Genomic DNA, 12,193 nt, shown 5'->3' with positions numbered 1-12,193 from the left:
ATGAGTTTTTACAATCATAAAGAAATCGAGCCTAAGTGGCAAAAATACTGGGCTGACCATCACACTTTTAAGACAGGAACAGACGCTTCAAAACCTAAGTTTTATGCATTGGACATGTTCCCTTACCCTTCTGGAGCGGGTCTTCACGTAGGACACCCAGAAGGCTACACAGCGACTGATATCCTTAGCCGTTTCAAACGCGCCCAAGGTTACAACGTCCTTCACCCAATGGGATGGGATGCTTTTGGTTTGCCTGCTGAGCAATACGCTATGGATACAGGGAATGACCCAGCGGAATTCACAGCAGAAAACATTGCCAACTTCAAACGTCAAATCAATGCGCTTGGCTTCTCTTACGACTGGGACCGTGAAGTCAATACGACAGATCCAAACTACTACAAGTGGACGCAATGGATCTTCACCAAGCTTTACGAAAAAGGTTTGGCCTATGAAGCGGAAGTGCCAGTAAACTGGGTTGAGGAACTAGGAACAGCTATCGCCAACGAAGAAGTTCTTCCAGATGGAACATCTGAGCGTGGTGGCTATCCAGTTGTTCGTAAACCAATGCGCCAATGGATGCTTAAAATCACTGCCTATGCGGAACGCTTGTTGGCTGACTTGGATGACCTTGACTGGCCAGAGTCTATCAAGGACATGCAGCGCAACTGGATCGGGAAATCAACTGGTGCCAATGTCACCTTCAAAGTAAAAGGAACAGACAAGGAATTCACCGTCTTTACAACTCGTCCAGATACCCTTTTCGGGGCGACCTTCACTGTCTTAGCTCCTGAGCATGACTTGGTTGACGCTATTACAAGCCCAGAGCAGGCTCAAGCTGTGGCTGACTACAAACACCAAGCTAGCCTTAAATCAGACTTAGCTCGTACTGACCTTGCCAAGGAAAAAACAGGGGTTTGGACTGGTGCTTATGCTATCAACCCTGTAAACGGCAAAGAAATTTCAATCTGGATTGCCGACTATGTTCTTTCTAGTTACGGAACAGGTGCTGTTATGGCTGTGCCTGCCCATGACCAACGTGACTGGGAATTTGCCAAACAGTTTGGCCTTCCAATCGTAGAAGTGCTGGAAGGTGGAAATGTAGCTGAAGCTGCTTACACAGAAGATGGACTTCACGTCAACTCAGATTTCTTGAACGGCCTCAATAAAGAAGAAGCGATTGCTAAAATCGTGGCTTGGTTGGAAGAAAAAGGCTATGGTCAAGAGAAAGTTACCTACCGTCTCCGTGACTGGCTCTTTAGCCGTCAACGTTACTGGGGTGAACCAATCCCAATCATTCATTGGGAAGACGGCACTTCAACAGCTGTTCCAGAAAGTGACCTCCCACTTGTCTTGCCAGTAACTAAGGACATCCGCCCTTCAGGTACTGGGGAAAGCCCACTAGCTAACTTGACCGACTGGCTGGAAGTGACTCGTGAAGATGGCGTCAAAGGTCGTCGTGAAACCAATACGATGCCACAATGGGCCGGTTCAAGTTGGTACTACCTCCGCTATATCGATCCACACAACACAGAGAAATTGGCTGATGAGGACCTCCTCAAACAATGGTTGCCAGTCGATATCTACGTAGGTGGTGCAGAACATGCCGTGCTTCACTTGCTTTACGCTCGTTTCTGGCACAAGTTCCTCTATGATTTAGGTGTCGTTCCAACTAAGGAGCCATTCCAAAAACTCTTTAACCAAGGAATGATCTTGGGAACAAGCTATCGTGACCACCGTGGCGCGCTTGTGGCAACTGACAAGGTTGAAAAACGTGACGGTTCCTTCTTCCATGTGGAAACAGGGGAAGAGTTGGAGCAAGCACCAGCTAAGATGTCTAAATCCCTCAAGAATGTGGTCAACCCAGACGATGTGGTGGAACAATACGGTGCCGATACCCTTCGTGTCTATGAAATGTTCATGGGACCACTCGATGCTTCTATTGCTTGGTCTGAAGAAGGTCTGGAAGGAAGCCGTAAGTTCCTCGACCGTGTGTACCGTTTGATCACTACCAAAGAAATCGTTGCGGAAAACAATGGCGCTCTAGACAAGGTTTACAACGAAACTGTTAAGGCTGTCACTGAGCAAATTGAGTCTATGAAATTCAACACAGCCATTGCTCAGCTCATGGTCTTTGTCAATGCGGCTAACAAGGAAGATAAACTTTATGTAGACTACGCCAAAGGCTTTATCCAATTGATCGCTCCATTTGCGCCTCACTTGGCAGAAGAACTCTGGCAAACAGTCACAGCAACAGGCGAGTCTATCTCTTATGTGGCTTGGCCAACATGGGACGAAAGTAAATTGGTTGAAGACGAAATCGAAATCGTCGTTCAAATCAAAGGTAAAGTCCGTGCCAAACTCATGGTCGCAAAAGACCTTTCACGCGAAGAATTGCAAGAAGTCGCTCTGGCTGACGACAAAGTCAAAGCAGAGATTGATGGCAAAGAAATTGTGAAAGTGATTGCGGTACCAAATAAATTGGTTAATATTGTTGTAAAATAACCAATTTATTTGCTGATTTCCAACCTCAAACAGTTTCCCAAACTGTTTGAGCCAACCAAGCTTGTAAATATCGTAACGAAATAAATTTAAAAGTCCTTCAGAGCTAAGTTCTGGAGGATTTTTGACTCTTCTTGACAAGAAAACGATATTTTGTTAATATCATTAACAAAAAGAAGGAAGCTATGAATAAGAAAGAACTGCATAAGTTTAATAATCGTTTTAACAGCTTTATTTTAGACTTTGAACGGTTGAAAAAGGATCAGCATAGGAATAGTATTGATAAATCAATCACTATTAATGAAGTCCATTTGATTGATCTAATAGGTCGGAATCAGCCTGTGAATCTAGTGAAATTATCTGAGTTACTTGAAGTATCAAGGAGCGCTATTACTCAGAGTGTTAGACGTTTAACCAAGAAAGACCTCGTTACTTTTGAATTTGTACAGGATAATGAAAAAAATAAATATCTGATATTATCCAAAAAAGGGGTTGAAGTTTTTAACATCCATAAAGAGCAGCAAGAACATATTGAAAAAGCCATTTTTTCAGTTTTAAGAAACTATAGTGATGAGGACCTTCAAATAGTTATGAAACTGATGGATGATGTTGAACAGGTATGGCGAGAATTACCGTGGTAAAAATCACGGTAATTTTAAAACTACATTGTTAATCACATTAACAAAAAAGAGGAAGATATGAATATACAAATTGAACTGATCTCAGAGTCTGAGTTAGCAGACGAATCTTTTAATATTGTCATCAATGGCTTAAAACCAAGAGAAACATATCGAGTCGAGATGTACCTAACTGATTATTATTGTATCAATGCTCCTATGCTTTTAGCTCATAATGTTTTATGGAAATCAACAGCGACTTTTGTATCAGATAAGAATGGTATTATTGATATTTCACAAACTCCATCTTGTTCTGGCTCTTATGAAGATATTGCAACAATGGGGTTATTCTTTAATGCTAAGCCCTTGACCAATAGGAAAAAGAAACTTCCAAACTCTCTTTCTAAAATTCCCTTATTAGATCACTTTTTTGTGGAAATCAAAATTATACAAGGTAATACTGTCGTCGCAGAGAGAACTTTCACAAGACATTACATGAGTTTGCAAATTAGTCATCAAGATATTTATGGGAAACATTTTCAAGGGAGACTCTTTTATGATCAAAAGGCAATAAAAGCACCAGCATTGATTATTGTGAGCGGTAGTGAAGGAAGGATTGAAAAGGCACAGAATATAGCTCAGCTTCTATCTTCTAGAGGTTATATTTGCCTAGCAGTTGCCTACTTTGGTTTAGAGGGGTTGCCAAAACATTTGGAACGTATTCCTTTAGAGTGCCTTGTGGAAGCAAAGGATTATCTACGTCAGCATCATCAAGTAGATAGTGAAAGAATTGGAATCTATGGACGTTCTAAGGGAGCAGAGTTAGTTTTAGCTGAGGAGAACATTTTTAATGACGTTCAATGTTTGGTACTAAATTCACCCTCTGATGTGGTGTATGAAGGGATAAAAGGGAAATGGAACTCCCATACTTCTTCTTGGACGTATTTGCAAAAGGAACTTACCTATCAAAAGTTTCGACTGAGAGATTATCTGTTTAGCAAACTTTTTAGAAAACCTATCCCTAAAGATCGCTCTGCTAGGATAGACATTAGTAGACTCTCTTCGCCAATCTTATTGCTCGGAAGTACTGTTGATGAAATATGGGATGCCTCGTCAGCAATAGCCAATATTGTCTCACATTATAAAGGCCACCACATTACATTTAAAAAATACCATGAAATAGGTCACATGTTGACAGTGGCTTATCAACCCAATCATCGCTATCGAAAAGATTGGCGTTTATTGATGAAAGAGAGTGAGGATTCTTGGTTGGCTACGATTCATTTTTTTGATAGGCATTTGAAGAAGCAATAACATAAGATTATAAATATGCTATAATAGTTCCAACTAAGATAAAAACACAGTTCTGGTTGGTAGTCCAGACGTAGGCAAGCCTATCAGTAACCTTCCTCCGGTTGTCCATTCTTAGGGATAGATTTAAGGAGGTGCTGTCGTGGAAACAATTTCAATTGGATTGACAGTTTATTTTGAAGATGGATTTTGGCATGGTTTGTTCGAACAAGTGTATCGAGAAACTTATCAAGTTTGTCGTGTGACATTTGGTCAGGAGCCAAAAGATGATGAAATTCTAGAGATCTTACAGACTCAGTTTACTCAATTATCTTTTAGTCCAGAAGCTACAGTTAAGCAGCATGTAAAAATCAAGAATCCTAAACGATTACAGCGAGCTGTGAAGAAACAAGTAAAGCAGAAAGTTTCTTCCAAGTCGAAAGAACTATTGCAGTTGCAGTATGAGGAAAGGAAAAAGATTTCAAAACATCTATCTAGTGTCCAAAAACAATTGCTCAAACAAGAGAAATTTGAACGCAAACAGCAAAAACGAAGGGAGAAGCGTAAAGGACATTAACCCTTATCTCTCTCATCAAAAAAGCTTCGTAGGAAGAACCCTACCGAGGCTTTTTAACATGTTGAAAACGATTGTTGAATATCTGGATGATTTTCCCAATCAGCTCGATTGTAGCTTCCTGTAATAGTGTGCTCTTCAGAAAAGAGCAGAACCCGTTCCACAATCGGAGCGATTTGCTCGAAATGGTGGGAGGAAATAACAATCGTTTTTCCTGCTGTTTTGAGTTCTTGCAACAAGGCGACAATCAGCTTCTGGTATTTGGGGGAGAGACCGTTAAAGGGCTCGTCAAATAGCAAGAGACTAGGATTCATGGTGAGGACACTGGCGATAGCGACTAGCTTCTTTTCGCCACCAGAAAGATGGTAGGGAATGCGATCTCTTAGGTGTTCAATCTCTAGAAGACCGAGCGTATCCTTAACGCGTTGTTCGACTTCGGACTCGTCTAAGCCTAATTGACGTGGGCCAAAAGCCAGTTCATCATAGACGCTTGTATTGAACAATTGGGTATCGCTGTTTTGAAAAATGAGTCCAACCTGCTGGAAGAGTTGCCCAGCACGATGGGGATCTTTCAAGAAGTCTTTGTCAATGGTCCAATCCTTGAAGTGGTACTGACCAGACGAGAGGGGCAAGAGCCCAACCAGAATTTTAAAGAGGGTCGATTTTCCAGCTCCGTTTGGGCCCATCAAGCCCACGGTTTCCCCTTTTTGAATCTGGAGTTGAATATCGTGGACACCAGTTTCTTCGGTATAGTGGTAATTTCCATCCTGAATGGTAATCATAGGGCTTCCTTTCTAGCCAAGTAAGGTCGTGAAGGTCGTGAGAACCGCCAATTCCAATAGGAAAAAGACGTCTTCCTTCTTCCAGTGGAAGGCTTCTTTGCGCTTTGTATCCATACCATATCCTCTCAGCAACATGGCCTCGTAGACCTCTTTGGTATGGTTCTTCGTTGATAGATACAAGAGACCCAGAAGAGAGCCAAAGAGATGGAGGTTCACTTTTTGACCAACGGTCCGGAGTTGGACGCACTCAATTTGTTGGTGAAGGTGTTTTCCCAAAATATAACTATATTTCAGCGTAATATCAATGGTCTGGACAAAGGTCTTGGGGACATGTAGCTGCCTTAGGGCCTCAACCAGTTGGATGCTTGTGGTAGTGGCTAAAAAGAGAGAAATATTGAGGACAATCATACCTGCACGTAGCAAAAAAAGCCCTCCATTTTGAAATCCTTGAAATAAGATGCTAGGCAAAATCACAATTGTGGAAATCAGCAGCACCTTGAACAGGACCTTAAAGAGGTGGAGTAGGACCTCTCCAGGAAGCATGGCAATGTGCATTAACAAAAGGATACCAATCAACCACAGTTGGATGGGATGGTGGGCAGTCGTAATGAGAATGGCTAGAATTAAAAAGGAAACGAGTCGCATCCAAGACGAAGTTTTGGCCTTGAATGCGGGCGTCGTTTGTTTCATTTTGCCAAGAAAGTGGCGCAATGTTTGAAGATTCATTTGTAAATAGTGATGGCTTTTGGATGCTTCAAGAGTTGCTTGCTCTTGATGAAGCCAGTCAGGGAGTTTACGCATGAGAAGTTTTTTCTCCGTTCATTGATCGAATGATTTTACTGATGATATAGAAGATAAGGACGGCTGTCACGGCTGAGAGAATATAGCCGATCGCAATTTTAGTTCCAGGAATGGTGTAATCACTAAACAAGGCATCAAATGAGAATCCATTTTTGATCCCTGTTGGAACTTTGCCATGAAGCAGGCTACCCAATTCTTCAGCAGACCATTCACCAAAGGCTGTCCCATCTGCGAGAAGTCCAAGTGGGCTGAGGACGATCAAAGCAAGGAGCACCCAGCGAATTTTTTTAACGAATGAAGTTGTATTGACTGAACTTGGTGTGTACAACTCTGTAGGAGCGACTTGTTTGACAAAACGGTAAATCACAAAGGTGAAGAAGGCTTCGACCCAACCTGCTACAAGGAGGTGAGCTCCCAACATGGCAGGTACGGTAATACTCAATCCATAAGGGTTATAGAGCGGCTGACCAGCTTCTGAAGCGATGAGTGGTTGCAAGCCCAATTCAACACCAGCTAAGAAGGCTGCAGCATTGATCGAAAGATAAGAGCCGACAATGACGCCAAGCGTTTCCTGATGGTGCTTGCGGAACAAGCTATAAATAGCATAACCAACGAAAGGCATCACAATGGCCATGTTGAAAATATTGGCCCCAAGAGCGAGAATACCTCCATCCCCAAATAAGAAGGCCTGTAGCAGTAAGGCGACTGTCAGCGCCAGAGAGGCTGCATAGGGACCTATGAGAATGGCAAGAAGGGTTCCTCCGACAGCGTGAGCGGTCGTTCCGCCAGGGACAGGAACATTAAACATCATTAATAAGAAGGACAAAGAAGCAGCGATCCCAAGCATCGGAGCCAGCTCTTTATTTTCTTTTAATTGCACCTTGACTTTTTTGACAGATAAGACAATAACAGGTGCAGCAGCAACCGCTAAAACCGCACAACTTGCAGGACTAAGGTAATTATCTGGTATATGCATAACAAATTCTCCGTTAGTATGAATTATTTTCGTTAACAGATTACCACATTATAAAATCAGGTGTCGTTACAAAACGAGTCCAACATTTGTTACACATGCTAGAAAGAGGGCTATCTTGCTAAAAGAAATTAGTAGAAAGAAGAAGAAAAAACTAGTTTGAAGGGCTAGAAAGGCTTTTTTAAGGTGAATTTGGATAAAATTATTGGTTCCATATCGAAATAGTTGACAGATGTAACAGGCAGTGGTACAATGACTTTGATATTTTGATATAGAAATAAAAAGGAGACAAAATGGACAAGATGCAAGGGGGATACCAAGCTTTACAGATACGCTTATTGAACGGGCGACTTTTTCAAAAACTCTTGAGCAAGGAACCAGATGCCCAATACCGAAGTGAACAGGGGAAAATTTTAACGATTTTGTGGAAGCAAGAGTTGGGGTGCGCTACTGCGACCGATATCGCTCTTGCGACGGGTCTAGCTAATAATACATTAACCAGTATGGTTAAGAAATTGGAAGAACAAGGTTTGGTTACGATTCAACCTTGCACGCAGGATAAAAGGAAAAAATATATTTCTTTGACAGACCTTGGTTGGGCGCAAAAAGAAATCGGTGACCGTGTCAGCAAAGAACTTGGAGAGATTTTTTACCAAGGCTTTTCGGATCAAGAAATCCGAGAATTTGAAGCCTATCAAGAGCGTATTATCACAAATCTAAAAGCTAAAGAGAGTGAACTGTAGTAGAGGGGAAAATGCTTATGATTGGAATAACAGGTGTAACAGGGAAATTAGGCTCTTATGTGGCTGATCTTGTCGATCAGCAGGGAATTGCTTCTATCCATCTGGCAAGAAGCCCAGAGCGGGCAACAGTCTACGCGTCAGCGGAAATTCGTAAGATGGTGTATGCCAATACTCCAGAGGTGGTTGAGGCCTTAAAGGGTATCGATGTCTTATTGATGGTCTCTGCTCGGGAAAATCCAGAGCGTGTTGAGGAACACACGAGTTTTTTAAATGCCGCCAAGCTTGCGGGGGTGCAGCATATCGTTTATACCTCCTTTTACGGAGCAGATGAGAAGGCAACTTTTACCTTGTCTCGAGATCATGCCCAGACGGAAGCCTATATCAAGGAGTTAGGATTCACCTACACTTTTTTGAGAGATAATTTTTACTTGGACTTCTTGATTGATATGGCGCTTGAAAATGGAGAGATTCGTGGTCCGGCTGGCAGTGGGCAGGTGTCAGCTGTTGCCCGTAAGGACACATCTAGGGTTGCAGCAGAAATTCTTTTAAATCCTAAGGAGTGGGAAAATCAAACCTTGAATCTGACAGGGCCAGAGGATCTTTCCATGGAAGAAATCGTAGCGCTTCTCTCAAAAGAGACCGGTAAGACCATCGCGTATGTGGATGAATCAGTAGAAGAAGCCTATGAGTCACGGAAAAAATGGCCAGCACAAACTTGGGAGTATGATGCCTGGGTCAGTACCTATACAGCGATTAAAGCTGGAGAACAAGCTGGAGTTTCAGCAGATGTCGAAAAAGTCCTAGGGCATCCAGCAAGTAGCTTATTGGATATTCTTAGAGACAGAAAACTTATTGAGGAAAAATATGATTGAATACAAACATGTAGCCTTGCGCTACACGGAAAAGGACATTTTGAAAGATGTCAATCTCCGCATTGAAAATGGAGAATTCATGGTGCTAGTGGGTCCTTCAGGATCTGGTAAGACCACCATGATCAAGATGATTAACCGTCTTTTGGAGCCGACAGATGGCAATATCTATATGGATGGGAAACGTATCAAGGACTATGATGAACGGGAGTTACGTCTCAGTACCGGCTATGTCCTTCAAGCCATTGCCTTATTTCCTAACTTGACCGTTGCTGAAAATATAGCATTGATTCCTGAGATGAAGGGCTGGACTAAAGAACAAATCACTTCTAAGACAGAAGAACTCTTGGATAAGGTGGGGCTCCCTGCTACAGAGTATGCAAATCGCATGCCTAGTGAATTATCTGGTGGGGAGCAACAGCGGATTGGCATTGTGCGCGCTATCATTGGAGAACCAAAAATTCTATTGATGGACGAGCCTTTTTCAGCCTTGGATGCCATCTCTCGCAAGCAGTTGCAGGCTCTTACAAAAGATTTACATAAAGAATTCGGCATGACGACCATCTTCGTAACCCATGATACGGACGAGGCCTTAAAATTAGGGGATCGAATTGCAGTTTTGCAGGATGGAGAAATTCGTCAGGTAGCAGACCCTGAAACAATTTTACAAGCGCCTGCGACAGACTTTGTCGCAGATTTGTTTGGAGGTGCTCACCATGTCTAAACTATTTACAACTTTTCAAGAACGTTTTGCGGACTGGCTTACAGCCCTTGGACAACACTTACAATTGTCTCTTTTGACCTTATTGGTTGCTATTTTTCTGACGATTCCGCTGGCGGTTTATCTAAATAGCCACAAAAAAGCGGCGAACTGGGTACTACAAGTTGCGGGTATCTTCCAGACCATTCCCTCAATGGCTCTGTTGGGTCTCTTCATTCCTTTCATGGGGATTGGAACCTTACCGGCCCTTACAGCTCTAGTCATTTATGCGATTTTCCCGATTTTGGAAAATACAATCACAGCCTTGAACGGCATTGATCCTAGTCTTGAGGAGGCAGGGATTGCTTTTGGAATGACCAAGTGGGAGCGACTCAAGAAGTTTGAAATTCCACTGGCCATGCCTGTCATTGTATCGGGGGTTCGTACAGCAACCGTTATGATCATTGGGACAGCGACTTTAGCCGCTCTTGTTGGAGCTGGAGGATTGGGTTCCTTTATCCTTTTGGGGATTGATCGTCGAAATGCTAGTCTCATTTTAATCGGCGCAATCTCATCAGCCATTTTGGCCATTCTATTTAATGTTATTCTCAAATGGTTGGAAAAGGCAAAGTTGCGTACGATTGTTGCGGCCTTTGCGGTGATGCTCCTTGGTTTGGGAGCGAGTTACGCTCCAAGCATGATTCCTCAGAAAGAAAAAGAAAATCTAGTCGTAGCTGGGAAATTGGGGCCTGAGCCTGAAATTCTCATGAATATGTACAAACTTCTCATTGAGGAAAATAGTGACATGACAGTGACGGTTAAGCCTAACTTTGGGAAGACAGATTTCCTTTATCAAGCGCTTAAAAAGGGTGATATCGATATCTATCCAGAATTTACAGGGACCATTACAAGTTCTCTTTTGCAACCAGCTCCTAAAGTCAGCAACGACTCCAAAGAAGTTTTCGAGGTTGCGCGTGATGGTATAAGGAAACAAGACAATCTCGTCTTGCTCAAACCCATGGCTTATCAAAACACCTATGCGATTGCTGTTCCGAAAAAGATTGCAAAAGAGTATAATCTGAAGACGATTTCTGATCTCAAGAAAGTTCAGGACAAGCTTAAAGCTGGTTTCACGTTGGAATTTAACGACCGTGAGGACGGAAACAAAGGGCTTCAATCAGTTTATGGACTAAATTTTAATGTAGCTACCATGGAGCCGGCCCTTCGCTATGAGGCAATCCAACAAGGCAATATCCAAATAACAGATGCCTATTCAACAGACCCAGAAATTGCTCAATATGATCTAGTTGTTCTAGAGGATGACCAACACCTCTTCCCACCTTACCAAGGAGCACCCCTCATGAAAGAAGCTCTTCTTAAGAAACATCCAGAATTGGAAGGTATTCTTAATAAGTTATCTGGTAAAATCACAGAGAGCCAAATGAGTCAAATGAACTACCAAGTGGGAGTAGAAGGAAAACCTGCTGCCAAAGTAGCGCGTGACTTTTTGGTCAAACAGGGATTATTGAAGAAATGATGCAGCAAGAGGAAATACAAGAGACTCTTTTGCGACTCTGTGAGCACTATGGAGAACAAAATTGGTGGCAATCGGAGAACAAACTGGAAGATCTGGTATCGACTATTTTGATCCAACGGACAACAGAGAAGAATGCTAAGTTGGCTTTAGCTGGTTTGATGGATGTCATGACAGTAGAGAGGATCCTGGCTTTACCGCTAGAAGAGTTACAGGAACGTATTCGGCCTGCCGGATTTTTTAAGCAAAAATCTCAAACGATTAGGGGACTTCTGATATGGTTAAGAGAAGTTGGTGGTTTTGAGGTTCTGTCCAAGATTGGAACAGAAGATTTACGGAAGCAACTGTTGGAGTTAAAAGGGATTGGACCAGAGACTGCAGATGCACTTTTACTTTATCTTTTTGATTGTCCAGTTTTTATTTCGGATGAATATGCGAGAAGACTTTTTCGACGCTTAGGATTTGGAAACTATGATACCTATAATGACATGCATGCTGTTTATGGTAACGTCTTGGAAGGGCTCGCTCTCAAACAATGCCAGGAGATCCATGCTGTCATTGATGAACATGGGAAAGCTTTTCGCAAAAGTAAAGGCCAGTTAGACGAAAGTTGGTTACGATAAAAAAGAGCCCGGGACAGTCGTTCCCTGACTCCACAAAAGCAACGGATTTGCCGTTGCTTTTTGCATGGTTTCGATAGCCTTAGTAAAATAGAATTGGTCAATAAGTCATTTAGAAAATCGATCTCATGCATATGAAAAAGTGATGAATACAGTAGAGAATAGTCACTTCTACACTCTCTATCATCACT

At 42.4% G+C, this 12,193-nt stretch carries 12 protein-coding genes; 9 read left to right on the top strand and 3 right to left on the bottom strand.

Annotation, left to right across the window (positions count from 1 at the left end; translation table 11 throughout):
• From leuS to HMPREF2704_RS04715, 4 genes are all read left to right on the top strand, one after another.
• A complete protein-coding gene (gene leuS, locus HMPREF2704_RS04730) occupies positions 1-2,502 on the top strand; it encodes a leucine--tRNA ligase (RefSeq protein ID WP_070845836.1) in 2,502 nt (833 codons plus the stop codon).
• Positions 2,503-2,684: 182 nt separating this feature from the next.
• A complete protein-coding gene (locus tag HMPREF2704_RS04725; RefSeq protein WP_070845834.1) occupies positions 2,685-3,140 on the top strand; it encodes a MarR family transcriptional regulator in 456 nt (151 codons plus the stop codon).
• A gap of 57 nt (positions 3,141-3,197) precedes the next feature.
• The gene (locus HMPREF2704_RS11395; RefSeq protein WP_061591275.1) at positions 3,198-4,430 is read left to right on the top strand and encodes an acyl-CoA thioesterase/BAAT N-terminal domain-containing protein; all 1,233 of its coding nucleotides are present in this window, start codon (positions 3,198-3,200) and stop codon (positions 4,428-4,430) included.
• A 139-nt stretch (positions 4,431-4,569) separates the two neighbouring features.
• Positions 4,570-4,983: a YjdF family protein gene (locus HMPREF2704_RS04715; protein ID WP_070845832.1), complete on the top strand. Its 414-nt coding sequence runs from the start codon at positions 4,570-4,572 to the stop codon at positions 4,981-4,983.
• 53 nt (positions 4,984-5,036) lie between these two features.
• Here HMPREF2704_RS04715 and HMPREF2704_RS04710 read toward each other — a convergent pair whose 3' ends face one another.
• Genes HMPREF2704_RS04710 through cbiM form a run of 3 tightly spaced genes read right to left on the bottom strand, consistent with a single transcriptional unit; the run spans position 5,037 to position 7,539 of the window.
• A complete protein-coding gene (locus tag HMPREF2704_RS04710) occupies positions 5,037-5,762 on the bottom strand; it encodes an energy-coupling factor ABC transporter ATP-binding protein (RefSeq protein ID WP_049474416.1) in 726 nt (241 codons plus the stop codon).
• A gap of 12 nt (positions 5,763-5,774) precedes the next feature.
• Positions 5,775-6,563, bottom strand: coding sequence for an energy-coupling factor transporter transmembrane component T (locus HMPREF2704_RS04705; protein WP_049522963.1), 789 nt, complete (start codon positions 6,561-6,563; stop codon positions 5,775-5,777).
• A complete protein-coding gene (gene cbiM / locus HMPREF2704_RS04700) occupies positions 6,556-7,539 on the bottom strand; it encodes a cobalt transporter CbiM (protein WP_021154344.1) in 984 nt (327 codons plus the stop codon). The genes HMPREF2704_RS04705 and cbiM overlap by 8 nt, the downstream gene beginning before the upstream one ends.
• A gap of 290 nt (positions 7,540-7,829) precedes the next feature.
• Between cbiM and HMPREF2704_RS04695 the strand changes: the two genes are divergently transcribed.
• Genes HMPREF2704_RS04695 through HMPREF2704_RS04675 form a run of 5 tightly spaced genes read left to right on the top strand, consistent with a single transcriptional unit; the run spans position 7,830 to position 12,005 of the window.
• The gene (locus HMPREF2704_RS04695; RefSeq protein ID WP_003013716.1) at positions 7,830-8,279 is read left to right on the top strand and encodes a MarR family winged helix-turn-helix transcriptional regulator; all 450 of its coding nucleotides are present in this window, start codon (positions 7,830-7,832) and stop codon (positions 8,277-8,279) included.
• 17 nt (positions 8,280-8,296) lie between these two features.
• A complete protein-coding gene (locus tag HMPREF2704_RS04690) occupies positions 8,297-9,151 on the top strand; it encodes an SDR family oxidoreductase (RefSeq protein WP_070845904.1) in 855 nt (284 codons plus the stop codon).
• Positions 9,144-9,872 carry an ATP-binding cassette domain-containing protein gene (locus HMPREF2704_RS04685; protein ID WP_070845830.1) on the top strand — a complete coding sequence of 243 codons (729 nt, stop codon included), beginning with the start codon at positions 9,144-9,146 and terminating at the stop codon, positions 9,870-9,872. The genes HMPREF2704_RS04690 and HMPREF2704_RS04685 overlap by 8 nt, the downstream gene beginning before the upstream one ends.
• Positions 9,865-11,385 (top strand): ABC transporter permease/substrate-binding protein, encoded by a 1,521-nt coding sequence (locus HMPREF2704_RS04680; protein ID WP_070845828.1) that lies wholly within the window; start codon positions 9,865-9,867, stop codon positions 11,383-11,385. The genes HMPREF2704_RS04685 and HMPREF2704_RS04680 overlap by 8 nt, the downstream gene beginning before the upstream one ends.
• Positions 11,382-12,005 carry an endonuclease III domain-containing protein gene (locus HMPREF2704_RS04675; RefSeq protein ID WP_070845826.1) on the top strand — a complete coding sequence of 208 codons (624 nt, stop codon included), beginning with the start codon at positions 11,382-11,384 and terminating at the stop codon, positions 12,003-12,005. The genes HMPREF2704_RS04680 and HMPREF2704_RS04675 overlap by 4 nt, the downstream gene beginning before the upstream one ends.
• Positions 12,006-12,193 lie beyond the last annotated feature (188 nt).

Source organism: Streptococcus sp. HMSC076C09, from assembly GCF_001837905.1.
Lineage (GTDB): Bacteria > Bacillota > Bacilli > Lactobacillales > Streptococcaceae > Streptococcus > Streptococcus parasanguinis_I.
Note: the sequence above shows the minus strand (reverse complement) of the source record. Positions and strands in the feature narration are given on the sequence as shown.